This is a genomic window from Streptomyces sp. CGMCC 4.7035 (genome assembly GCF_031583065.1).
Lineage (GTDB): Bacteria > Actinomycetota > Actinomycetes > Streptomycetales > Streptomycetaceae > Streptomyces > Streptomyces yaanensis.
The window spans coordinates 5332818-5355237 of record NZ_CP134053.1; the positions used below are offsets into that span (position 1 = coordinate 5332818).

General features: G+C 70.4%; 21 protein-coding genes. 10 read left to right on the forward strand and 11 right to left on the reverse strand.

Annotated features, from left to right (window positions below; genetic code table 11):
• Positions 1–35: 35 nt before the first annotated feature.
• The 3 genes from Q2K21_RS23260 to Q2K21_RS23270 form a co-directional block, all read right to left on the reverse strand.
• The gene (locus Q2K21_RS23260; protein ID WP_310774774.1) at positions 36–1007 is read right to left on the reverse strand and encodes an aldo/keto reductase; all 972 of its coding nucleotides are present in this window, start codon (positions 1005–1007) and stop codon (positions 36–38) included.
• A 74-nt stretch (positions 1008–1081) separates the two neighbouring features.
• Complete coding sequence (gene argH, locus Q2K21_RS23265; protein ID WP_310774775.1) at positions 1082–2515, reverse strand: argininosuccinate lyase; 1434 nt, start codon at positions 2513–2515, stop codon at positions 1082–1084.
• A 103-nt stretch (positions 2516–2618) separates the two neighbouring features.
• Positions 2619–3812, reverse strand: a complete 1194-nt coding sequence (locus Q2K21_RS23270) for an argininosuccinate synthase (protein WP_310774776.1) — start codon at positions 3810–3812, stop codon at positions 2619–2621.
• Positions 3813–4073: 261 nt separating this feature from the next.
• On the opposite strand from Q2K21_RS23270, the gene Q2K21_RS23275 reads away from it, so the two are divergent.
• From Q2K21_RS23275 to Q2K21_RS23285, 3 genes are all read left to right on the forward strand, one after another.
• The gene (locus tag Q2K21_RS23275) at positions 4074–4961 is read left to right on the forward strand and encodes a hypothetical protein (protein ID WP_310774777.1); all 888 of its coding nucleotides are present in this window, start codon (positions 4074–4076) and stop codon (positions 4959–4961) included.
• A 126-nt stretch (positions 4962–5087) separates the two neighbouring features.
• Complete coding sequence (locus tag Q2K21_RS23280; RefSeq protein WP_310774778.1) at positions 5088–5675, forward strand: pyridoxamine 5'-phosphate oxidase family protein; 588 nt, start codon at positions 5088–5090, stop codon at positions 5673–5675.
• A gap of 3 nt (positions 5676–5678) precedes the next feature.
• Positions 5679–6383 carry a L,D-transpeptidase family protein gene (locus Q2K21_RS23285; RefSeq protein WP_310774779.1) on the forward strand — a complete coding sequence of 235 codons (705 nt, stop codon included), beginning with the start codon at positions 5679–5681 and terminating at the stop codon, positions 6381–6383.
• 14 nt (positions 6384–6397) lie between these two features.
• On the opposite strand, the gene Q2K21_RS23290 is transcribed toward Q2K21_RS23285, so the two are convergent.
• Positions 6398–7852, reverse strand: coding sequence for a sensor histidine kinase (locus tag Q2K21_RS23290; protein WP_310774780.1), 1455 nt, complete (start codon positions 7850–7852; stop codon positions 6398–6400).
• Between the two features lie 47 nt (positions 7853–7899).
• Positions 7900–8640, reverse strand: a complete 741-nt coding sequence (locus Q2K21_RS23295) for a response regulator transcription factor (RefSeq protein WP_310774781.1) — start codon at positions 8638–8640, stop codon at positions 7900–7902.
• 236 nt (positions 8641–8876) lie between these two features.
• Between Q2K21_RS23295 and Q2K21_RS23300 the strand changes: the two genes are divergently transcribed.
• The 5 genes from Q2K21_RS23300 to Q2K21_RS23320 all read left to right on the forward strand — a co-directional run bounded on the left by Q2K21_RS23300 (position 8877) and on the right by Q2K21_RS23320 (position 13880).
• Positions 8877–10226, forward strand: coding sequence for a ferredoxin reductase family protein (locus Q2K21_RS23300; RefSeq protein ID WP_310774782.1), 1350 nt, complete (start codon positions 8877–8879; stop codon positions 10224–10226).
• 7 nt (positions 10227–10233) lie between these two features.
• Complete coding sequence (locus Q2K21_RS23305; RefSeq protein ID WP_310774783.1) at positions 10234–10755, forward strand: FMN-binding protein; 522 nt, start codon at positions 10234–10236, stop codon at positions 10753–10755.
• 124 nt (positions 10756–10879) lie between these two features.
• On the forward strand, positions 10880–12217 hold the full coding sequence (locus tag Q2K21_RS23310; RefSeq protein WP_310781184.1) for a ferredoxin reductase family protein: 1338 nt from the start codon (positions 10880–10882) through the stop codon (positions 12215–12217).
• Positions 12218–12245: 28 nt separating this feature from the next.
• Entirely contained in the window at positions 12246–13079 is an 834-nt protein-coding gene (locus Q2K21_RS23315) for an FMN-binding protein (protein WP_310774784.1), read from the forward strand.
• A complete protein-coding gene (locus Q2K21_RS23320; RefSeq protein WP_310774785.1) occupies positions 13080–13880 on the forward strand; it encodes an FAD:protein FMN transferase in 801 nt (266 codons plus the stop codon). It begins immediately after the preceding gene.
• A 62-nt stretch (positions 13881–13942) separates the two neighbouring features.
• Here the strand turns inward: Q2K21_RS23320 and Q2K21_RS23325 are convergent, their stop codons facing one another.
• From Q2K21_RS23325 to argC, 5 genes are read right to left on the reverse strand one after another with little or no spacing between them, the layout of a single operon-like run.
• Positions 13943–14479, reverse strand: a complete 537-nt coding sequence (locus Q2K21_RS23325; RefSeq protein WP_310774786.1) for an arginine repressor — start codon at positions 14477–14479, stop codon at positions 13943–13945.
• A gap of 7 nt (positions 14480–14486) precedes the next feature.
• Positions 14487–15695 (reverse strand): acetylornithine transaminase, encoded by a 1209-nt coding sequence (locus Q2K21_RS23330; protein ID WP_310774787.1) that lies wholly within the window; start codon positions 15693–15695, stop codon positions 14487–14489.
• Positions 15692–16606: an acetylglutamate kinase gene (argB, locus tag Q2K21_RS23335; protein ID WP_310774788.1), complete on the reverse strand. Its 915-nt coding sequence runs from the start codon at positions 16604–16606 to the stop codon at positions 15692–15694. Before argB ends, Q2K21_RS23330 begins: the two co-directional genes overlap by 4 nt.
• Positions 16603–17754, reverse strand: coding sequence for a bifunctional glutamate N-acetyltransferase/amino-acid acetyltransferase ArgJ (gene argJ, locus Q2K21_RS23340; RefSeq protein ID WP_310774789.1), 1152 nt, complete (start codon positions 17752–17754; stop codon positions 16603–16605). The genes argB and argJ overlap by 4 nt, the downstream gene beginning before the upstream one ends.
• Complete coding sequence (argC, locus tag Q2K21_RS23345; RefSeq protein ID WP_310774790.1) at positions 17751–18779, reverse strand: N-acetyl-gamma-glutamyl-phosphate reductase; 1029 nt, start codon at positions 18777–18779, stop codon at positions 17751–17753. Before argC ends, argJ begins: the two co-directional genes overlap by 4 nt.
• A gap of 207 nt (positions 18780–18986) precedes the next feature.
• Here argC and Q2K21_RS23350 point away from each other — a divergent pair, with 207 nt between their 5' ends.
• A complete protein-coding gene (locus Q2K21_RS23350; protein WP_310774791.1) occupies positions 18987–19412 on the forward strand; it encodes a MerR family transcriptional regulator in 426 nt (141 codons plus the stop codon).
• A complete protein-coding gene (locus Q2K21_RS23355; protein ID WP_310774792.1) occupies positions 19409–19849 on the forward strand; it encodes a carboxymuconolactone decarboxylase family protein in 441 nt (146 codons plus the stop codon). The genes Q2K21_RS23350 and Q2K21_RS23355 overlap by 4 nt, the downstream gene beginning before the upstream one ends.
• Here the strand turns inward: Q2K21_RS23355 and Q2K21_RS23360 are convergent.
• On the reverse strand, positions 19836–22319 hold the full coding sequence (locus Q2K21_RS23360) for an alpha-L-arabinofuranosidase C-terminal domain-containing protein (protein ID WP_310774793.1): 2484 nt from the start codon (positions 22317–22319) through the stop codon (positions 19836–19838). The two genes, Q2K21_RS23355 and Q2K21_RS23360, sit on opposite strands and share 14 nt — an antisense overlap.
• Positions 22320–22420 lie beyond the last annotated feature (101 nt).

Genomic DNA, 22420 nt, shown 5'->3' on the forward strand with positions numbered 1-22420 from the left:
TCGCCCCAGGGGGTCTCCTCGGCTCTGGAAGTGCCTCAGTGCCAGGGAAGCTGTCCGCGCCGCTCCCAGTACGCGCGCGGGTCCTCGGCGAGCGCGTCGAGGCGGGCGAGCTGGTCCTCGTCGAGGTCGACGACGGCGGCGTGCAGGTTCGAGGCGAGCTGCCCGACGGTGGCCGCGCCGGACATGACGACGCCGGCCCAGGGCTGCCGCAGTACCAGGGCGAGCGCGACCGCGTCACAGCCCAGGGAGGTTTCCGCGGCGACGGCTTTCAGGGCGTCCGGCGCGTGCGGGTCCGCGAGCCGTCCGTTCGCCATGCCCTCCTTGACGATCACCGTGAGCCCGGCGTCGTGCGCCTCGGCGAGCGCCGGGCCGGCCGAGGTCTCCAGCACGTTGTACGTGGACTGGACGGTACGGAAGAGGGGCTCGCCGTCGACGGTCACGGCGAGCGCGGCGCGGATCGCGTCGGCCTGTGCCGGACCGCTGGTGGAGAAGCCGATCGTGACACCCTCCGCCGCGGCCTCGGCGAGCTTCGCGTGGAGTTCCTTGTCGGTGAGGGCCGGGCTGTCGGGGGTCACCGAGTGAATCTGGTAGAGGTCGAGCCGGTCGCCGAGGAGTGCGGCGGTCTCGGCCCGCTGCCGCTCGTAGGTGGCGACGCCGTGGTCCTTGACCTCGTGGTGCTCGGCGTCGGTGCTCCAGCCCGCGGTGTAGGTGTAGCCCCACTTGCTGCCGACGATGGCATCGTCGATGTCGGGGCGAGCGTTCAGCCAGTCGGCGAGGAACTCCTCGGAGCGGCCGTAGGAGCGGGCGGCGTCGAAGTAACGGACGCCCTGGGCGTAGGCGGCGTCCAGGAGTTCATGGGTGCGCTCGCGCAGGGCGTCGACGCTGCGGACGGGCGGGAGGTCCTGCTCGCGGCCGAGGTTGATGTAACCGGGTCGCCCGACGGCGGCGAGCCCCAGGCCGATGTGGCAGGTGGGAGTCGTCGCTGAGGCGAGTCGGGCGAAGGGCATCACGGGCTCCGTTCGGTCGGCTCCTTGCGGCTTGGACCAACCTATCCCGCGACGCCCTTCACTCACGCCACCTGCTACTTCTTCTGCTTCGCGGTGGCCCACGCGTGCTGCGCCGCCACGTCCGCCTTCACCTCGGCGAGCTGGACGGCGACCGCCTCGGGTGCCGTACCGCCGCGACCGTTGCGGGAGGCGAGGGCGCCGGGGACGTTGAGGACCGACCGCACCTCGGGGGTCAGATGCGCGGAGATCTTCGCGAACTGCTCGTCCGTGAGCCCGTCCAGCTCCTTGCCCTCGGCCTCGGCGACCTTCACGCACTCACCGGCTACCTCGTGCGCGACGCGGAACGGCACACCCTGCTTGACCAGCCACTCGGCGATGTCGGTGGCGAGCGAGAAACCGGCCGGGGCCAGCTCCTCCATGCGCTCGCGGTGCACGGTCAGCGTGGCCATCATGCCGGTGAAGGCCGGGAGCAGAACCTCCAGCTGGTCGATGGAGTCGAAGACCGGCTCCTTGTCCTCCTGGAGGTCGCGGTTGTACGCGAGCGGCAGTGCCTTGAGCGTGGCCATGAGCCCGGTGAGGTTGCCGATCAGACGGCCGCTCTTGCCGCGCGCCAGCTCGGCGATGTCCGGGTTCTTCTTCTGCGGCATGATCGACGAGCCCGTGGAGAACGCGTCGTGGAGCGTCACGAAGGAGAACTCCTTCGTGTTCCAGATGATGACCTCTTCGGCGATCCGGGAGAGGTTGACGCCGATCATGGCGGTGATGAAGGCGAACTCGGCGACGAAGTCACGGGAGGCCGTGCCGTCGATGGAGTTGGCCGAGCTGCCGTGCTCGAAGCCGAGGTCCTCGGCGACCGCCTCCGGGTCCAGGCCGAGGGAGGAGCCCGCCAGGGCACCCGAGCCGTAGGGCGACACGGCTGTCCGCTCGTCCCACTGGCGCAGGCGCTCGGCGTCCCGGGACAGCGACTGGACGTGCGCGAGGACGTGGTGGGCGAAGAGCACCGGCTGGGCGTGCTGGAGGTGGGTACGGCCGGGCATCGCCACGTCCGGGTGGGCCTCCGCCAGGCCGATGAGCGCATCCTGGAGCTCGGCGATCAGGCCCCCGATGATCCGGGCGTGGTCGCGCAGGTACATCCGGAAGAGGGTCGCGACCTGGTCGTTGCGGGAGCGGCCGGCGCGCAGCTTGCCGCCGAGGTCGGGACCGAGGCGCTCCAGGAGGCCTCGCTCCAGGGCGGTGTGCACGTCCTCGTCGGCGATGGTGCCGGTGAAGGAGCCGTCCGCCACGTCCGCTTGGAGCTGGTCGAGTCCGGCCAGCATCCGCGTCAGCTCGTCCTCGGTGAGCAGCCCCGCCTTGTGCAGCACGCGCGCGTGAGCGCGGGAGCCCGCGATGTCGTAGGGCGCGAGCCGCCAGTCGAAGTGGACGGACGCGGACAGCTTCGCCAGGGCCTCGGCGGGACCGTCGGCGAAACGGCCGCCCCAGAGCCGTACGTCACCGCTGTTGCTGCTCACTGCGTTGCTCCTTGAAGGCATGGGTGCGGATGTGCCGCCGCCTCCCCACGACGTGAGTGGGGAGGCGGTTGTCAGGCTAGCGGGGGTGAGGTGACCTGTGCTGTTACGCCAGGTCCCGCTTCGCGGCGATCTTCGACGACAGGCTGTAGATGTCGATGAAGCCCTTGGCCGCGGCCTGGTCGAAGGTGTCGCCGGTGTCGTAGGTGGCGAGGTTGAAGTCGTACAGCGACGACTGAGAGCGCCGGCCGGTGACGACCGCGCGGCCGCCGTGCAGGGTCATGCGGATGTCGCCGGAGACGTGCTGGTTGGCCTCGTTGATGAAGCCGTCCAGGGCGCGCTTGAGCGGGGAGAACCACTGGCCGTCGTAGACCAGCTCGCCCCAGCGCTGCTCGACCTGCCGCTTGTAGCGGGCCAGTTCGCGCTCGACGGTGACGTTCTCCAGCTCCTGGTGGGCGGTGATCAGGGCGATCGCACCCGGAGCCTCGTACACCTCGCGGGACTTGATGCCCACGAGCCGGTCCTCGACCATGTCGATCCGGCCGATGCCCTGGGCGCCGGCGCGCTCGTTGAGCTGCTGGATGGCCTGGAGGACGGTGACGGGCTTGCCGTCGATGGCGACCGGGACGCCCTCCTTGAAGGTGATGATCACCTCGTCGGCCTCGCGGGGCTCGGCCGGGTTGGAGGTGTACTCGTAGATGTCCTCGATCGGGGCGTTCCAGATGTCCTCCAGGAAGCCCGTCTCGACGGCGCGCCCGAAGACGTTCTGGTCGATGGAGTACGGGGACTTCTTGGTGGTGGCGATCGGGAGCTGCTTCTCCTCGCAGAAGGCGATCGCCTTGTCGCGGGTCATCGCGTAGTCGCGGACCGGGGCGATGCACTTGAGGTCGGGGGCGAGGGCGACGATGCCGGCCTCGAAGCGGACCTGGTCGTTGCCCTTGCCGGTGCAGCCGTGGGCGACCGTGGTGGCGCCGTGCTTCTTGGCGGCGGCGACGAGGTGCTTGACGATCGTCGGCCGGGACAGGGCGGAGACCAGCGGGTAGCGGTCCATGTAGAGGGCGTTGGCCTTGATCGCCGGGAGGCAGTACTCGTCGGCGAATTCGTCCTTGGCGTCGGCGACCTCGGCCTCGACGGCACCGCAGGCGAGCGCGCGCTTACGGATGACGTCCAGGTCCTCGCCGCCCTGGCCGACGTCCACGGCAACGGCGATGACCTCGGCGCCCGTCTCCTCGGCGATCCAGCCGATGGCGACGGAGGTGTCCAGACCGCCGGAGTAGGCGAGTACGACGCGCTCGGCCACGGTTTTCTCCCTCACAGTGCATTCGCTGACATGCATGAGTATGCAGGACTCTGCATGGTTCGTCAATCCGCAGCGCCGCGGCGTGGCCGCGCCGGGCCGTCCCGGCGGGGTTCCGAACGGGAAATTTTGAAACCCCTTGAACACGCGAAATCGCTTTCCCGTATCTCTCGCCGAACGCAGGCGCCGCGTTTCGTCACAGCAGCCACCCCTGACTGCCGTGTTGGTCACCGCAGTCACCTCCGACCCGAGTGAGGCATCTCCATGTCCAGGGCCCTTCCGAAGTACAACAAGCGTCGTGTGGCGATCATCGGCGGCGCCGCCGCAGTGGTCCTGTCCGGTGCGTTGATCGCCGGTAACGCCCTCGCCGGGGAGACGTCCAAGAGCAACGGCGCCAGGACCCTGGCGAGCCCCGGCACGATCACGTGCCCGGACGTGAAGTCGAAGCTCCCCGCGATCCCCGCCTCCGCCCAGGCCGAGATCAACCGCAACCTGACCCTGCTCAACACCCAGATCGCCGAGGCCAACAAGCGGCTCGTCGACACCGTGGGCCAGGGCGGACCCAACTTCGTCCAGAACGCGATCCTCGGTCCCCTCAAGGACAAGCGCGTGGCGACGATCAACCGCATGGCCACGGCGATCGGGCGCACCGCCGCCAAGCCGCAGGGCCTGGACGCCCTGGCGCCGTGCACCCTCAACGCCGGCGGCGTCAACAACGGCGGCGGCGCGAACACCGGCAACAACAATGGGAACGCGGGCAACGCAGGCAACAACGGGAATGCCGGCAACGCGGGCAACAAGGGGAACGCCGGCAACGCGGGCAACGGCAACGCCGGGAACGCCGGCAACACGAACGCCGTCGGCACCATCACCTGCCCGGACGTGAAGTCGAAGCTCCCCGCGATCCCCGCCTCCGCCCAGGCCGAGGTCGACCGCAACCTGACCCTGCTCAACACCCAGATCGCCGAGGCCAACAAGCGGCTCGTCGACACCGTGGGCCAGGGCGGACCCAACTTCGTCCAGAACGCGATCCTCGGTCCCCTCAAGGACAAGCGCGTCTCGACGATCGACCGCATCGCCATCGCCATCGGCCGCAAGGGGACCAAGCCGCAGGGCCTCGACTCCCTGGCCGCCTGCACGCTCAACAAGTGACGTGACAGGCACCATGGCCGCCCCGCGCGCCGGCCGGGGCGGCCATGGGTACCCGGCGGACGGCGGACAACCGGACGCCGCAATTTCTTAGACAGTCGAAAGGCTTTCCCTGGATAATCGTCAGCCATGGGAAAGACCTATGAGCGCATAGACGGCAGGCTGCGTACGTTCATCGAGGCGCAGCCCCTCTTCTTCACCGCGACCGCTCCCCTGTCCGGCGACGGAACGGTCAACCTCTCCCCCAAGGGACTCAAGGGCTCGTTCGCCATCATCGACGAACTCACCGTGGCCTACCTGGACTTCGCGGGGAGCAACGCCGAGACGATCGCGCACCTGCGGGAGAACGGCCGGATCACCCTCATGTGGTGCGCCTTCCAGGGCCCGCCGAACATCGTCCGTGTGCACGGCCGCGGCGAGCCGGTCTTCCGCGACGCCCCCCGCTTCAAGGAACTGCTCACCCATTTCCCCGACATCGACCCGACCCCGCACGGCCTGCGCGCGATCATCGTCGTGACGGCCGAACGCATCCGGGACTCCTGCGGCTACGCGGTGCCCTTCATGGCGTACGAGGAGGACCGCGATCTGCACGGCAGGCGGTTCGCGCGCGAGGACGACGCCTCCCTCAGTGACTACTTCCGGGGGAAAGAGCACATCGAAACGAGCCTGGACGGCCTACCCGGACTGCCGTTGCCGCTGCCGCCGTCTACGGTCTGAGCCATGCGCCATGGTGTCGTCGTCGCCCTCGTCTCCGCCTCCCTCCTCCTGCTCGGTGCCGCGCCGGACCCGACCGAGGACTCCCCACTGCCCGAGCGGATGGCGGACACCGGCGGCGGCACCCAGCTGATCACCGCCGAGGCGCCCGGCCCCGACGCCACGTCCGGGACGGTCACCTGGTGGGACCGGCGTGACGGGCACTGGTCGAAGGCCGGCTCCGCGCCGGCCCGCTTCGGCGCGAACGGTCTGGTCGAGGGCGCCTCGCGGACGCAGGGCACGAACACGACTCCGACGGGCCTGTACGACCTGCCGTACGCGTTCGGCATCCAGCCCCCGCCCACGGGTACGACGGCGGCGTACCGCCGGGTGCACCAGGACTCCTGGTGGTGCGAGGACAGCGTGTCGCGCTCTTACAACCGCTGGACGCAACCGCTCCCGGCCGACTGCCGTGCCTCCGAGTCGGAGCACCTGATCACGTACGACCCGCAGTACGCGTACGCGTTCGTGATCGGCTTCAACTACGACGAGCCTGTGCCCGGACGCGGCGCCGGCATTTTCCTGCATGTCAACGGGCGTGGGGCGACAGCCGGTTGTGTCTCCGTGCCGGAGGATGCGATGCGGCGGATTCTGGCGTGGGCCGAGCCGGGGCGGCGGCCGCATATTGCGATCGGGACGGCCAAGGGGGCCACGGCCATCACCCGGTATTGAGCGAAGGGGCGCTCTCAGCTGCCCGGTAGCCGCACCGTGAAGGTGGTCGCCCCCGGGCGGCTCTCCAGCTCCACGCTCCCGCCGTGCGCCTCCGTCACCGCCGCCACGATCGCCAGGCCGAGGCCGGCGCCGCCTCCCTGGCTGTCGGGGCGGCGGCGGTGTTCGGCCCGGGTGAAGCGTTCGAAGACGCCCGGCTGGATCTCGTCGGGGACCCCGGGGCCGTCGTCGTGGACCCGGAGGACGGCCGTCGCCCCGTCGGTCTCCAGCGCGACGGTCACCTTCGTGCCCACAGGCGTGTGCAAACGCGCGTTGGCCAGCAGGTTGGCCAACACCTGGTGGAGCCGGTGCTCATCGCCCGTCACGGTCACCGGCTCCTCGGGCAGCTCCATCGTCCAGCGGTGACCGGGACCGGCGGCGCGCGCGTCCGTCACCGCGTCCAGGACCAGGCGGGTGACGTCGACGGGGCGCCGCTCCAGCGGACGGCCCGCGTCCAGGCGGGCCAGCAGCAGCAGATCGTCGACCATCTCGCCCATGCGCCCGGACTCCGCGGCGATCCGCTCCAGGGCGCGGGTCACCTCCGGCGGCACCGGACCCGGGTGCAGCAGCGCCAGCTCGGCGTGGCCGCGGACCGAGGCGACCGGTGTGCGCAGCTCATGACTGGCGTCGGCGGCGAAGCTGCGCAGCCGCTCCTCGCTGGCGTGCCGCTTGGTGAGGGCGTCCTCGACATGGCCGAGCATGCGGTTGAAGGCGGTGGCGACCCGGCCCACCTCGCCGCGCGGGTCGGACTCGGGGGCACGCGGCGGCAGCGCCACCTCGCCGCTGGCGAGCGGGAGTTCACTGACCCGGGTGGCGGTCGCGGCGACCCGGCTCAGCGGCCGCAGCGACCAGCGCACCCAGAACGCACCCGCGACGCCGGTGATGGCGAGGGCCGCGCCGAAGACGATCGTGGCGACCAGTTCCAGGCGGTGCACCGTCGCCTCCACCGGCTCCAGCGGCAGTCCGGTGATCAGCACGTCAGCGTCCCGCCCCTCGGTCGCCATCAGGCGGTATTCGCCGAGGGACGACAGGCAGACACTGTGCCCCTGGCCGTCGACGGGCACCGCCGCGAGCCTCCGCTTGTCCCGGGCGGTCAGCGGGGCGTTCAGACCGGTGCTGTCGTTGCCGGGGCGCACCACGGCCGCGTTGGTCACGGATGCCCCGAGCAGCCGGGCGCCGAAGGTGCCGGCGGACTGTTTGCGGGTGTCGCCGTGCTCGTCGCCGTCGTGGTCCGAGGGTTTGAGGCCGGCTTCCAGGCTCGCCGGGAACCGCGGGCCCGCGTCGTGCAGTTGCTGGTCCAGCCGGCCGAGAAGGAAGCCGTCCAGCTCGACCACGGCGGCCACTCCGACCGCGGCACAGCTGAGCGCGAGCAGCACGACGAGCCCGGCGGTGAGCCGGGCCCGCAGGGTGCGCGGCCGGGGCAGGCGCCGCATCCATCGCACCGCTCCCCGCAGTCGCACCGCTCGCCGCATTCCCGGCCTCACCGGACCACCGGCTTGAGCACGTATCCGGCCCCGCGCACGGTGTGGATCATGGGCTCGCGGCCCGCGTCCACCTTCTTGCGCAGGTAGGAGATGTACAGCTCGACGACATGCGCCTGGCCGCCGAAGTCGTACGACCACACCCGGTCGAGTATCTGTGCCTTGCTGAGCACACGGCGCGGGTTGCGCATGAGGAAGCGAAGCAGTTCGAACTCGGTGGGCGACAGGTCGATCAGCTCGCCGGCCCGGGTCACCTCGCGGGCGTCCTCGTCCATGACCAGGTCGCCGACGGTCAGCCGGGGGCCCTCCTCCAGTTGCCGGGCCATGCCCGCGCGGCGCAGCAGTCCGCGCAGCCGGGCGACGACCTCCTCCAGGCTGAACGGCTTGGTCACATAGTCGTCGCCCCCCGCCGTGATCCCGGCGATACGGTCCTCGACGGCGTCCCGCGCGGTGAGGAAGAGCACACAGACATCGGACTTCACGGTGTGCAGGGAGCGCAGCACCGCGAAGCCGTCGGTGTCCGGGAGCATCACGTCCAGGACGACGGCGTCGGGCATCAGGTCGCGGGCCTCGGCGACGGCCGTGGCACCGTCACCCGCCGTGCGCACCTGCCAGCCCTCGTAGCGCAGGGCCCCGGACAGCACCTCCGCGAGGTCCGGATCGTCGTCGACGACGAGGACGCGCAGGGGCGTGCCGTCGGGGCGGGCGAGGGCGGGGCGGCCGGAGCGTGGTGTGTTCATCGCGCCTACCAGGATCACCCCTCGGGGGAGCACCGGGCGACACCGGTCCCTCTGAGTTCGCTATGAGTGCCCGGGTGAGTTCCCTGTGAGTGCCCGGGGCCCACACCGCGAGTGCCCTGCGCAGGGCCGTCCCGCCCCGTCTTCTTCAGAACCGGCTCAGGTTCCTCAGAGCAGTCTCAGAGGTTCCCCCCGCACAGTTGCGTCCTCCGCGTCCTCGACGCCGAAAGGAACCGATCATGACCACGGTGTACCAGCAGCAGGCGCCGCCCTTGCCGCCGATCGTCAGGCGCTCTCCGGCAGGCCCGCTGCTGACCCTCCTGTGGGCCGGGGCGGCCGCCGTCGTAGCCCTGTGGTGGCAGGACACCGGCTCGGTGGTGGGCACGGCCGGCTGGCTGCTCGGGGCCGGGCGGATCGCCGGGCTGCTGAGCGGGTACTCCTGCGCCGTCCTCGTCGGCCTGATGGCCCGCGTGCCGCTCCTGGAGCGGCGGATCGGCTCGGACCGGGTGTCCCGGTGGCACGCGACGGCCGGGCGGTACACGGTCTGCCTGCTGGTCGCGCACATCGTGCTGGTCCTGACGGCGTACGCCGCCCAGGACCACGCCTCGATCGTCCACGAGACGGTCAACGTGGTCCTGCACTACCCGGAGATGCTCAAGGCCACCATCGGCACGATCATCCTGTTCGCCGTCGGGATCACCTCGATGCGTGCCGTCCGGCGCCGGGTCAGCCACGAGTTCTGGTACTACGTGCACCTCCTGACGTACGCCGCGATCTTCCTGGCGTTCGGCCACCAGTTGGCGCTGGGCGCGGAGTTCACCGGGAACGCGGTCGCGACGGGCCTCTGGTACGCGCTGTACCTGGGCGTGGCGGCCCTGGTGGTGTGGTTCCGGATCCTCGCCCCGGTGCGGCTCAACATGCGGCACAAGGTGCGGGTGGAGTCGGTGTACCAGGAGGCGCCGGGTGTGTGGTCCGTCGTCGTCCGCGGCCGGAACCTGGACCGGATGGGCGCCGAGCCGGGGCAGTTCTTCCGCTGGCGGTTCCTCACCGACGGGATGCGGTGGACGTCCACGCCGTACTCCCTGTCGGCGCCGCCCCGCCCCGACCAGATGCGCATCACGATCAAGTCGCTCGGCGACCACAGCGCGTCCGTGCCCCTGCTGCGGCCGGGCACCCGGGTGTGGGCGGAGGGCCCGTACGGGGCGCTGACCGCCGACCGGCGGACCACGAACCGGGCACTGCTGATCGCGGGCGGCGTCGGAGTCACCCCGCTGCGTGCCCTGTTCGAGACACTGCCGGGCGAGGTGACGCTGCTGTACCGGGCGCGTACGGCCGAGGAACTGGCACTGGGCGCCGAGCTGGAGGCCATAGCCCGCTGGCGCGGCGCCCGGGTGGTGTACCTCCTCAACGACGAGGACGGCTCCCGCCCGCGCCTCACGCCCGGCCGGCTGCACTCCGCCGTGCCCGACCTGGCCGACCACGACGTCTTCCTGTGCGGACCGCCCGGATTCGCCGAGGACATGTACGAGGCACTGCGCGCGGCCGGGGTCCCCGACCGCCGTATCCACCACGAGTCGTTCGAGCTGTGAGGCCGTCATGCACGCGTTGAAGAGGAAGAGCCCGCTGCGCCGCGTCGTACTGGCGAGCGCCGCCACCGTCTCCGGAATGGTGCTGCTGCTGTCGCTGAAGCCGCACACGACACCCACGATCGACGTGGGCGCGCCCGTCCCGTCGAGCAGTTCGAGCGCGTCGAGCGGCTCCAGCGGGTCGTCCGCGGGAGCCGGCGGATCCAGCGGTTCGAACGGGTCCAGCGGGTCCAGCGGATCGAGCAAGTCCACCGGCACCAAGACCGTCACGGGAGACTCGGTCCAGACCCGATGGGGCCCCGTCCAGGTCCGTGTCACGGTGAGCAGCGGCAGGATCACCGACGTCACGGCGGTCGAGTACCCGCAGGAGAATCCGAGGGACCAGGAGATCAACAGCTACGCCATCCCGCAGCTGACCCGGGAGGCGCTGGCCGCGCAGAGCGCGTCCATCGACACGGTCTCCGGCGCCACCTACACCAGTGACGGTTACCGCCAGTCGCTCCAGTCGGCCCTGGACTCGGCAGAGCTTTGAACACCGGGCAGTTCTCCCACGTACCTCTGGGCCAAGGGGGCCACTGGCCTCACCCGTCCCATGGAGGATCACGGAGGAGACCGTGTCCACGATCGCCGGTGGCCGCGCCGCGCGGCGCCAGACGATGCGCGCCATCCGCCCACGCCGCTCCCCTGCCGTCCCGCTGCTGGTCGCGGTCTGGGCGGGCGCGGCGGGCGTCGTCTGGCTGTGGTGGATGAACACCCCGTCCATCGCCGACAACAACAGCAGAATCCTCAACGCGGGGCGGATCACCGGCCTCTTGGCCGGCTATCTGATGGCGCTGGTCGTGCTCCAGATGGCGCGGGTGCCCGCGCTGGAGCGCCGGGTCGGCTCCGACCGGGTGGCACGCTGGCACGCGATGAGCGGCCGGTACACCATCTGTCTGGTCCTCGCCCACCTCTTCCTGACCATGTGGGGCTACGCGGCCCAGGCAGGCAAGGGGCTCGGCGGAATCGTGCAGCAGACCATCGATTCGATCAACCAGCTGCCGGACGTGGGCAAGGCCACCATCGGTACGGGTCTGCTGGTGCTCATCGGGCTGATCTCGATCGGCCCGATCCGCCGCAGGATCTCGTACGACCTCTGGTACCACGTCCATCTGCTCACCTACGCGGCCACCTACCTGTCGTTCTGGCACCAACTGTCGACCGGCAACGAGTTCGCCGCCCAGCCGGAGGCGAAGACCGCCTGGTACGCGCTGTACGGATCGGTGACCGCGCTGGTGATCTGGTACCGGATCCTCACGCCGATCCGGCTGAACCTGCGGCACAGGCTTCGGGTCGAGGCGGTCATCGAGGAGACCCCCGGGGTCGTCTCGGTGCTGATGAGCGGACGCAAGCTGCACCGGATGGGCGCGGCGGCCGGGCAGTTCTTCCGCTGGCGGTTCCTCGCACCCGGTATGCGGTTCAGTTCGCACCCGTACTCGCTGTCGGCGGCGCCCCGCCCCAACATGCTCCGCATCACGGTGAAGGCGATCGGCGACCACAGCTCCGCGCTGCGTGACCTGGAGCCCGGCACCCGGGTGTGGGCGGAGGGCCCGTACGGGGCGCTGACCGCCGACCGGCGCAGCCGCGGCAAGGTGCTGCTGGTGGCCGGCGGCGTCGGCATCACGCCGATGCGGGCGCTGTTCGAGACGCTGCCCGGCGCCCCCGGCGACCTGACCCTCCTCTACCGGGCCAACACCACCCAGGACCTGGCCCTGTGGGATGAGCTCGCCCAGATCGCCGAGGAGCGCGGCGCCCGGTTGATGTACGCGGTCAACAGCCCGGAGGGGGAGCGCCCGGACATCTCGGCGGACACCCTGCGCCGGAAGCTGCCGGACATCGACAGCCACGACGTCTTCATGTGCGGACCGCCCGGCTTCGCGCAGCAGGTGTACGAAGCACTGCGCGGCGCGGGGGTCCCCGCCCGCCGCATCCATCACGAGTCGTTCGAGATGTGAGCGACGGGAAATCAGGAGCTCAGGAACGATGAGGAAGAGCCACCCCATTCGGCGTGCCGTGCTCGTCGGCGCCGCCACCGTGTCCGGGATCGTGCTGCTGCTGTCGCTGAAGCCGGCCACGGATCCGGGCTCGGCGCAGGCGGCGGGCGGAGCCGCACCGCAGCAGGGCACGGCGGTCCAGGAGCAGCCGCAGGGCGGCAGTGCGCAGCAGACGGGCGCGCAGTCCGTCACCGGTGACGTGGCCCGGACGCAGTACGGCAATGTGCAGGTCCGCCTCACCGTCAGCGGCGGGAAGATCACCAAGGCCGAGGCCGTGCAGGCGCCCAAGGGCGGGCTCAGCGACCAGAAAACCGCCATGGCCGTACCCAAGCTCAACCAGGAGGCCGTCGCCGCGCAGAGCGCGCAGATCGACGCGGTCTCGGGCGCCACGTACACGAGCGGCGGGTACAAGCAGTCCCTGCAATCGGCGATCGACAAGGCGAAGGCCGCGTCCGGCGGCAGCGGCTCGTCCGGGTCGGCCGGCGGTTCCGGATCGTCGGGGTCATCGGGGTCATCGGGGTCGTCGGGGTCGTCGGGGTCGTCGGCCCAGGCGCGAACGGTCACGGGTAACGTGGCACAGACCCAGTACGGCAACGTCCAGGTCCGCCTCACCCTCAGCGGCGACAAGATCACCAAGGCCGAGGCCGTCCAGGCGCCGAAGGGCGGGGTCAGCGACCAGAAGACCGCCCTGGCCATCCCCAAGCTCAACCAGGAGGCGGTGAGCGCGCAGAGTGCGAACATCGACGCGGTCTCCGGCGCGACCTATACCAGCGCCGGGTACAAGCAATCCCTGCAATCGGCCCTCGACAAGGCCGGTGGCTGAATGGCCGATCAGATGACCGATCCCGTCGAGGCACCGCCCGCGCTGCGCCACGCGGAGGAGGTGATGGGCACCGTCTTCTCCTTCGACGTGCGCGGTGGCGAGCCCGTGGCCGTCCAGGCCGCGCTGGAAGAGTCGATCGCCGCGCTCCACCGCGTGGACGAGGTGTTCAGCACCTACCGGGAGCACAGCCAGATCTCGCGGCTCGCCCGCGGTGAGCTGACCGTCGAGGACTGCGACCCGGAGGTGGCCGAGGTGCTCGGTCTGGGCGCGCAGGTGGAACGGCTGAGCGACGGCTGGTTCAGCACGCGCTACCAGGGGCGCGTCGACCCGACCGGGATCGTGAAGGGCTGGGCGGTCGAACGGGCGGCCCGGCACCTGGCGGCGGCCGGCGCGAGCGGAGTGAGCGTCAACGGCGGCGGGGACGTGCAGATGTACGGCGTACCCGGGCCGCACCGCCCCTGGCGGGTCGGTGTGTCGGATCCGCTGCGCCCCGGCGCGCTGGCGGCGGTGGTCTCCGCGGCCGGTGCCGACGAGCTGGCCGTGGCCACGTCCGGGACGGCGGAGCGCGGCGCGCACATCGTGGACCCGCGCACCGGCCGCTCCGCGGTGACCGACCTGGTGGCGGTGACCGTGGTGGGTCCCCGGCTGACCTGGGTGGACGCCTGGGCGACGGCGGCCTTCGCGATGGGCTCGCGGGAGGCGCTGCCCTGGCTGGAGTCCCTGCCGGACGTGGAGGCGCTGCTGATCACGGCGGGCGACGAGGTGCGGTGCACGGGAGGGCTGGCGGCTCGGCTGGGGTGATTCCGCGCCGCGTACGAGGCGGGCGTACCGGTTCCGGTACGCCCGCCCTCCGTTTTTACGCGTCAGTGGTTGTTCTGTGCCAACCGCAGCAGGTGGTCCGCCAGCGCCTGCCCCCCGCTCGGATCCCGGCTGATCAGCAGGAGCGTGTCGTCGCCCGCGATCGTGCCGAGGATGTCGTGCAGTTCCGCCTGGTCGATGGCCGAGGCCAGGAACTGGGCCGCGCCCGGCGGCGTACGCAGGACCACGAGGTTGGCGGAGGCCTCCGCGGAGATCAGCAGCTCCTGGGACAGGCGCCGCATCCGCTCCTCCTTGGCCGACTCGCCCAGCGGTGCGCGCGGGGTGCGGAAGCCGCCCTCGCTCGGGACCGCGTAGATGAGGTCGCCGTCGGTGTTGCGGATCTTCACCGCGTTCAGCTCGTCCAGGTCCCGGGAGAGCGTCGCCTGCGTGACGCTCAGCCCGTCGTCGGCGAGGAGCTTCGCCAACTGGCTCTGGGAGCGCACCGGTTGCCGGTTGAGGATGTCCACGATCCGGCGGTGGCGGGCCGTGCGGGTCTGCGGCACGGAGGGTCCCGCGTTCTCGTGGTCCTGCGCCTGACTCATCGTCGTCTCATTCTCCGGATCGTCCGTCCCCGTGCACAGCGTCGAGGACACCAGGGAGCGCCTGGAGGCACGCCTCCACGTCGTCGTCGCCGAGGTTCAGCGGCGGCATCAGCCGTACGACGTTCGGAGCGGGCGCGTTCACCAGGAGACCGGCGTCCTGAGCCGCCTGCTGCGCCTGGGGAGCGAGCGGCTCGGTGAGCACGATACCCAGGAGCAGGCCGGCGCCTCGGACGTGGTCGATCAACGGGTGCGCCAGTGACTCGATTCCGTCCCGCAGCTTCTCGCTCTGCCGCTTCACGTTCTCCAGCAGGCCCTCGGCCGCGATGGTGTCGAGGACGGCGAGGCCCGCGGCGCACGCGATGGGGTTGCCGCCGAACGTCGTGCCGTGCTGACCGGGCTGAAGCAGCTCGGCGGCCCGGCCGAAGGCGACGGTGGCGCCGAGCGGCAGCCCGCCGCCGAGGCCCTTGGCGAGCGTGACGACGTCGGGCAGTACGCCCTCGTGGGCCTGGTACTCGAACCAGTGCCCGGTACGGCCGATTCCGGTCTGCACCTCGTCGAGGACGAGCAGCGCTCCGGTGGCGGCGGTGATCGCGCGGGCCGCCTTCAGGTAACCGGCGGGCGGGACGACGACCCCGTTCTCGCCCTGGATGGGCTCGATGATGACGAGGGCGGTGTCCTCGGTGACCGCCGCGGCCAGCGCCTGTGCGTCGCCGTACGGGACGTGCGTGACGTCGCCGGGCAGCGGCAGGAACGGCTGCTGCTTGCCGGGCTGGCCGGTGAGCGCGAGGGCACCCATGGTGCGGCCGTGGAACCCGCCCTGGGTGGCCACCATGTGGGTGCGGCCGGTCAGTCGGCCGATCTTGAAGGCGCCCTCGTTGGCCTCGGCGCCCGAGTTGCAGAAGAACACCTTGCCGTCGCGGCCGAAGAGCTGGAGGAGCCGTTCGGCGAGGGCGACGGGCGGTTCGGCGATGAACAGGTTGGAGACATGGCCGAGGGAGGCGATCTGCTTGCTGACGGCCTCGACGACCGCGGGGTGGGCGTGGCCGAGCGCGTTGACGGCGATGCCGCCGACGAAGTCGACGTACTGGTTGCCGTCGGCGTCCCACAGCCGCGCGCCCTCGCCGCGGACGAGGGGCAGTCGCGGGGTGCCGTAGTTGTTCATGAGCGCGCCCTGCCACCGCTGGGTGAGCTCCTGATTGCCCGTCGTGCCCGTCATGTGGCGTCCCCCTCGTGCTCGTCGGGCAGCACCATGGTGCCGATGCCCTCGTCCGTGAAGATCTCCAGCAGGATCGAGTGCTGGACCCGGCCGTCGATGACCCGGGCGGTGTTCACGCCGTTGCGCACGGCGTGCAGGCAGCCCTCCATCTTCGGCACCATGCCGGAGGACAACTCCGGCAGCAGCTTCTCCAGTTGGGATGCGGTGAGGCGGCTGATCACCTCGTCGCTGTTCGGCCAGTCCTCGTAGAGGCCCTCGACGTCGGTGAGGACCATGAGGGTTTCGGCGCCCAGTGCCGCAGCGAGTGCCGCAGCCGCCGTATCAGCATTGACGTTGTAGACATGTCCGTCGTCCTGGCTCCGCGCGATCGAGGAGACGACCGGGATACGGCCGTCGGCGAGCAGGGCCTCGATCGCGCCCGTGTCGATCTCGGTGATCTCGCCCACCCGCCCGATGTCGACCAACTCGCCGTCGATCTCGGGCTGGTGCTTGGTGGCGGTGATGGTGTGCGCGTCCTCGCCGGTGAGGCCGACGGCGAGCGGCCCGTGCTGGTTGAGCAGCCCGACCAGCTCGCGCTGCACCTGTCCGGCCAGCACCATGCGTACGACGTCCATGGCGTCCTCGGTGGTGACGCGCAGGCCGGCCTTGAACTCGCTGACGATGCCGTGCTTGTCGAGGGCGGCGCTGATCTGGGGGCCGCCGCCGTGCACGACGACGGGCCGGAGGCCGGCGTGCCGCAGGAAGACGATGTCCTGGGCGAAGGCGGCCTTCAGCTCCTCGTTCACCATGGCGTTTCCGCCGAACTTGATGACGACCGTCTTGCCGTGGTGCCGGGTCAGCCAGGGCAGCGCCTCGATGAGGATCTGGGCCTTGGGGAGCGCGGTGTGTTTCCGCGTGGTTCCGTTGCTCATGACGAGTAGGCGCTGTTCTCGTGGACGTAGTCGGCGGTGAGGTCGTTGGTCCAGATGGTGGCGGTCTCCGATCCTGCGGCGAGGTCGGCGACGATGTGCACCTCGCGGTAGCGCATGTCGACGAGTTCCCGATCGTCGCCCACGCTGCCGTTCTTGCACACCCAGACGCCGTTGATGGCTACGTTGAGCTGGTCCGGCTCGAAGACGGCCCTGGTCGTGCCGATGGCGGACAGGACGCGCCCCCAGTTGGGGTCCTCGCCGTTGATCGCGCACTTGAGGAGGTTGTTACGGGCGATGGAGCGGCCCACCTCGACGGCGTCGTCCTCGCTCGCCGCGTTGATCACCTCGACCTTGATGTCCTTGCTGGCGCCCTCGGCGTCGCCGATGAGCTGTCGGCCGAGGTCGGCGCAGACCGACTCGACGGCCGCGGCGAACTCCGCGTACTCCGGGGTGATTCCGGACGCGCCCGAGGCGAGCAGCAGCACGGTGTCGTTGGTGGACATGCAGCCGTCGGAGTCGACGCGGTCGAAGGTGACCTTGGTGGCGGCGCGCAGGGCCTTGTCCAGGGTCTCGCTGTCGAGATCGGCGTCGGTGGTGAGGACGACGAGCATGGTGGCCAGGCCCGGCGCGAGCATGCCGGCGCCCTTGGCCATGCCGCCGACGGTCCATCCGTCCTTGCTGACGACGGACGTCTTGTGGACGGTGTCGGTGGTCTTGATGGCGATGGCGGCCTTCTCGCCGCCGTGCTCGGAGAGCTGGGCGGCGGCCGTCTCGACGCCCGGGAGCAGCTTGTCCATGGGCAGCAGGACGCCGATGAGGCCCGTGGAGCAGACGGCTACCTCGGCGGCGTCGTGCCCGAGGACGTCGGCGACCTTCTCGGCGGTGGCGTGGGTGTCCTGGAAACCCTTGGGGCCCGTACAGGCGTTGGCGCCACCGGAGTTGAGGATGACGGCCGACACCTCACCGCCCTTGAGGACCTGCTCGGACCACAGCACCGGCGCGGCCTTGACACGGTTGGAGGTGAAGACGCCCGCGGCGGCGCGGCGGGGCCCGTTGTTGACCACGAGGGCCAGGTCCGGGTTGCCGGTCTCCTTGATCCCGGCGGCGATACCCGCCGCCGAGAACCCCTTTGCTGCCGTGACGCTCACGGTGCGACTCCGATCGTGGAAAGTCCGGTGGTCTCGTCGAGACCCAGGGCGATGTTCATGCTCTGGACGGCACCGCCCGCGGTGCCCTTGGTCAGGTTGTCGATGGCGCTGATCGCGATGATGCGGTGCGCGGCGGCGTCGTACGCGACCTGCACCTGAACAGCGTTGGAACCGTAGACGGACGCGGTGGCGGGCCACTGCCCCTCGGGAAGGAGGTGGACGAAGGGCTCGTCGGCGAAGGCCTTCTCGTAGGCCGCGCGGACGGCCTCGGCGGTGACGCCGGGCTTCGCCTTCGCGCTGCACGTGGCGAGGATGCCGCGCGGCATCGGGGCGAGGGTCGGTGTGAAGGAGACGGAGACCGTCTCCCCGGCGGCCGCGCCGAGGTTCTGGATCATCTCGGGCGTGTGCCGGTGGACGCCGCCGACGCCGTACGGCGACATCGACCCCATGACCTCGGAGCCGAGCAGGTGGGGCTTGGGCGCCTTGCCGGCGCCGGAGGTGCCGGAGGCCGCGACGATCACCGCCTCGTTCTCGGCCAGGCCCGCCGCGTACGCCGGGAAGAGCGCGAGCGAGGCGGCGGTGGGATAGCAACCGGGTACCGCGATGCGCTTGGACCCCTCCAGCGCGGCGCGGGCACCCGGCAGTTCGGGGAGGCCGTAGGGCCAGGTTCCGGCGTGCGGGGAACCGTAGAACTTCTCCCAGTCGGCCGCGGCCTTCAGCCGGAAGTCGGCGCCCATGTCGACCACGAGCACGTCCGGGCCGAGCTGCTCGGCGACGGCGGCGGACTGGCCGTGGGGCAGGGCGAGGAAGACGACGTCATGGCCGGAGAGAACCTCGGCGGTGGTCTCCTCCAGCACGCGGTCCGCCAGCGGCAGCAGATGCGGCTGCAACGCGCCGAGCCGCTGCCCGGCGTTGGAGTTGCCGGTCAGGGCGCCGATCTCGACCTCGGGGTGCGCGAGGAGCAGGCGCAGGACCTCTCCGCCCGCATACCCGCTCGCTCCGGCCACCGCCGCTCGTACCGCCATGTCACACCCTCCTCTGGATGGCATGACTATACGTTTCGCTGCACGTTTATGCAATCCAGGTGAGTGGTTTTCTTTCGGGCCACGCCACGAAGCGAGTGCGGCAGCCGCCACTCTCGTCGAGCGCGTTCGCGCAGCTCAGAAGCGCTTCGGCAGGTGATCTACGCAAGCGCTTGACCTGGAGCGCGCTCCAGGTTCTACGGTTTTCTCATGACCAGCGGACAGCCCCTCCAGCAGGACCGGGAGCCCACCCTGACCATCGCCCAGGTCGCCGAGCGCACCGGCCTCACGCACGACACGCTGCGCTACTACGAGAAGGCAGGCCTGATCGAGCGGGTCGGCCGGACCACCGGCAACCAGCGGCGCTACGAGGCGGCGGACCTGGCCTGGCTGGAGTTCCTGCTGCGGCTGCGCGAGACGGGTATGTCGATCGCCGACATGCAGCGCTTCGCCCGGCTGCGGGCGCGGGGGGACGTCACGGTCGCCGACCGGCTGACGATGCTCCAGGAGCACCGGGCCGAGCTCGCGGACCGGATCCGGGCGCTGCGCCGCAACGCGGCCGCGCTGGACGACAAGATCGACCACTACACACGGCTGCTCGACGAGCAGCAGCCGGGAACGGACGAACCGACATGAGCGAGAGCACCACCCGTGAAGAGCGTTTCGCCCACGGCCTGGAAGTCCTGAAGAAGGTCGACGGCGAGGCCGGGCAGCGGGTCGTCGACTCGCTCGCCGACATCAACCCCGAGCTCGGCCACCAGATCGTCGCCTGGGCCTTCGGTGACATCTACGCCCGCCCCGGGCTCGCCCCGCGCGACCGCCAGTTGGTGACCCTGGGCATGCTCACGGCACTCGGCGGCTGCGAGGCCCAGCTGGACGTGCACGTGAACGCGGCGCTGAACGTGGGTCTCACCCCGGAGCAGATCGTCGAGGCGCTGCTGCACTCGGCCGTGTACTGCGGCATACCGAAGGCACTGAACGCCACCTTCGCCGCGAAGAAGGTCTTCGCCGAGCGCGGGCTGCTGCCGCTCGGACAGCAGCCCGCTCAGGAGGCCCCGGCTACCTCTGCCTGAGCCGCAGGAAGGTGATGGAGTTCGCCGGGAAGGTGTACGTGAACTTGCCGGCGACCCCCTCGAAGGTGGACGTGACCGGGGCGACCGGCGTGGCCGTCTCGGTGTTCACCGCGTCGGGCGCGGCGGCGAGCGTGGTCACCCGCGCCTTCGGGGTGACCTTCGCGCCACCGAGGTCGATGGCCGCGCGGGCCGCCGACGACTGGGCGTTGACGACCTTCACGATCAGGTCGCCCGTCCTCGCGTCCTTTGTGACGACCTGACGGAACGGCTCGGCCGGCTTGTCGTCGGTGAAGCTGCCCCACTCCTGGCCGTCGAGATAGAGGGTGACCTGGCGGCCCCGCACCTTGACGTCGACGTCGTAGGCACGGCCGGTCTCGATGGTTCCCGCCTTGGAGATCAGCGTCGACTTGCCGCCGTCCACGGCCTGTTCGACCGCGGTGGTGGTGTTGTTCCAGCCGCCGAGGTTCCACCAGTAGTAGTTGCCGGTGTCCTTGACGCCGAAGGCGACGAGGAAGCCCTCCTTGCCGGACTTCTTGGTGGCCTTCACATGCAGGTCGTAGTCGTGCCAGGCGGTGTCACCGGCCGACACCATGGTGTTCTCGGCTGCGGCATCCGTCTGGACGTACTGCCCGTCCTGGATGCTCCAGCTGCCACCGCCGGTGTGGGTCCACCGCGCGGCGTCACCGGAGAAGTCGTCGCTGAGCAGCGGGGTCCCGTCGGCGGCGGTGACCTTCACGTCGTCGTACGCAGCGCTGGTCGCCCAGGTCGACAGGCCGACGGCACCGCTGATGGGGCCGCTCACGCTCGGTGTCGTGGTGGCCGTGCTGGGCACCACCCGGTCGCCCACGTTGTTCATGAAGAGCTTCTGTACCTCGTAGTTGGCCGAGCCCCAGGAGGCGTGGTTGTTGAACCACACCAGGTCCGGGCGCCACTGCACATAGTCCTCGTTGGCGAACAGCGGCGCGTACGAGGCGAGCTTGACGACGTCCGCGTTGCGCTCCAGGCCGGTCATGTACGCGGCTTCGGCGAGCCCGTTCTTGAAGGCGTTGCCCCAGGAGGCGTACTCGCCGAGGAAGACCTTCGGGCCGCTGCGGTCGTAGGAGTCGTAGCGGTCGTTGTTCTGAAGGAACCACTGCGGGCTGTTGTAGTAGTGCTCGTCGACCATGTCGACCTTGGCGTCACGGTTGAGCTGCCAGGCGGTGTCGAAGGTAGAACCCGCGTCGTCCGGACCGGAGTTGGAGAGCACGGTCATGTACGGGTACTTCGCCTGGATGGCGGCGCGGAACTGCTTGAAGCGGGTGAAGAACTCGTTCGGAAGGTTCTCCTCGTTGCCGACCTCGATGTGGGTGAGGTGGAAGGGCTTGGGGTGGCCCATCTCGGCACGCTTCTTGCCCCACGGCGACGTCACCGGCCCGTTGGCGAACTCGATGAGGTCGAGCGTGTCCTGGATGTGCCGCTTGAGCAGCGCGTCGTCGTCGACGGCCTTGTTCTGGCCGCAGCCGGTGACCAGGGCCGGGACCACCGGCAGCGGCATGGCGCCGATGTCCTCGGAGAAGCGGAAGTACTCGTAGTAGCCGAGGCCGTAGGACTGGTTGTAGCCCCAGAAGTTGGCGTTCGTCGCGCGCTGCTCGACCGGGCCTATGGTGTCCTTCCACTGGTACGAGCGCTTGCGCTGCCAGCCGGAGGCCTCACTGTAGTCCTGCATGGAGCCCGTGTTGACGAGGCAGCCGCCGGGGAAGCGTACGAAGCCCGGGTGCAGGGCGGCGACCTTCTCGGCGAGGTCCTTGCGCAGGCCGTTCGCCTCGTGCTTGTAGGTGTCGCGCGGGAACAGGGACACCATGTCGAGGGCCGCGGCGCCGGTGGAGGCCACGGTGAGGCGGCCCGTGGTGCTGGTGCGGGTCGCGGTGAAAGTGGCCCTGTACTGGGCCCAGCCGCCCTTCGCGGCCACCCGCCGGGCGCTCGCCAGCGTGCCGTCGGCGTCCTGGAGGGTGACGGTGAGGGCGGTGCCGCTCTCGGCCCGGGCCCACACCGAGAAGTCGTACTTCTTGCCCTGCTCGACGGCGATGCCGGTGTTGTAGCCGGCGTTCGTGACCGACGAACCCGCGGCCAGGGAGAGGTAGTCGCGATTGCGGTCGTTCAGGCGGCCGGCGTCGTTCACGACCTGGGCCGTGCCGTCGACGCTCCAGGCGGTCAGCGGGGTGTACGACTTGTTGTCGTCGGTGGAGTACTCGAAGGACCGGTTCTGGACCAGCTCGGCGTACAGGCCGCCGTCGGCGGCGCGGTTGATGTCCTCGAAGAAGATGCCGTACATCGTCTTGTCGATCTTCGCGCCCCGCGCGGCGGGGTCGACGGTGATCGAGTAGTCGGTGACGTCCTCGGCGTGGGCGGGGGCGGGGAGCACGGCCGTAGCGAGCAGGAAAGCGCTTGCTCCGAGGCCGATTCTCCAGCGGGTGCGGGTGGTGCGTGACATGGATACTCCGCGGCTCTTGTTTGTTCGAAATATCAGACAGCGGTCAGCACTTCGAACGGCAAGATAGGGAGGGGGCATGATCCCGTCAATGGGGCGTGCAT

Excerpts from the sequence above, each read along its gene's own strand:
- Q2K21_RS23315 (WP_310774784.1), top strand. The coding sequence starts at position 12,246 with ATGAGGAAGAGCCACCCCATTCGGCGTGCCGTGCTCGTCGGCGCCGCC.
- argC (WP_310774790.1), bottom strand. The coding sequence starts at position 18,779 with ATGGCGGTACGAGCGGCGGTGGCCGGAGCGAGCGGGTATGCGGGCGGA.
- Q2K21_RS23280 (WP_310774778.1), top strand. The coding sequence starts at position 5,088 with ATGGGAAAGACCTATGAGCGCATAGACGGCAGGCTGCGTACGTTCATC.
- Q2K21_RS23260 (WP_310774774.1), bottom strand. The coding sequence starts at position 1,007 with ATGCCCTTCGCCCGACTCGCCTCAGCGACGACTCCCACCTGCCACATC.
- Q2K21_RS23305 (WP_310774783.1), top strand. The coding sequence starts at position 10,234 with ATGCACGCGTTGAAGAGGAAGAGCCCGCTGCGCCGCGTCGTACTGGCG.
- Q2K21_RS23325 (WP_310774786.1), bottom strand. The coding sequence starts at position 14,479 with ATGAGTCAGGCGCAGGACCACGAGAACGCGGGACCCTCCGTGCCGCAG.
- Q2K21_RS23290 (WP_310774780.1), bottom strand. The coding sequence starts at position 7,852 with ATGCGGCGCCTGCCCCGGCCGCGCACCCTGCGGGCCCGGCTCACCGCC.
- Q2K21_RS23310 (WP_310781184.1), top strand. The coding sequence starts at position 10,880 with ATGCGCGCCATCCGCCCACGCCGCTCCCCTGCCGTCCCGCTGCTGGTC.
- Q2K21_RS23360 (WP_310774793.1), bottom strand. The coding sequence starts at position 22,319 with ATGTCACGCACCACCCGCACCCGCTGGAGAATCGGCCTCGGAGCAAGC.
- argB (WP_310774788.1), bottom strand. The coding sequence starts at position 16,606 with ATGAGCAACGGAACCACGCGGAAACACACCGCGCTCCCCAAGGCCCAG.
- Q2K21_RS23320 (WP_310774785.1), top strand. The coding sequence starts at position 13,080 with ATGGCCGATCAGATGACCGATCCCGTCGAGGCACCGCCCGCGCTGCGC.
- Q2K21_RS23355 (WP_310774792.1), top strand. The coding sequence starts at position 19,409 with ATGAGCGAGAGCACCACCCGTGAAGAGCGTTTCGCCCACGGCCTGGAA.
- Q2K21_RS23295 (WP_310774781.1), bottom strand. The coding sequence starts at position 8,640 with ATGAACACACCACGCTCCGGCCGCCCCGCCCTCGCCCGCCCCGACGGC.
- Q2K21_RS23350 (WP_310774791.1), top strand. The coding sequence starts at position 18,987 with ATGACCAGCGGACAGCCCCTCCAGCAGGACCGGGAGCCCACCCTGACC.
- Q2K21_RS23300 (WP_310774782.1), top strand. The coding sequence starts at position 8,877 with ATGACCACGGTGTACCAGCAGCAGGCGCCGCCCTTGCCGCCGATCGTC.
- Q2K21_RS23285 (WP_310774779.1), top strand. The coding sequence starts at position 5,679 with ATGCGCCATGGTGTCGTCGTCGCCCTCGTCTCCGCCTCCCTCCTCCTG.
- Q2K21_RS23330 (WP_310774787.1), bottom strand. The coding sequence starts at position 15,695 with ATGACGGGCACGACGGGCAATCAGGAGCTCACCCAGCGGTGGCAGGGC.
- Q2K21_RS23275 (WP_310774777.1), top strand. The coding sequence starts at position 4,074 with ATGTCCAGGGCCCTTCCGAAGTACAACAAGCGTCGTGTGGCGATCATC.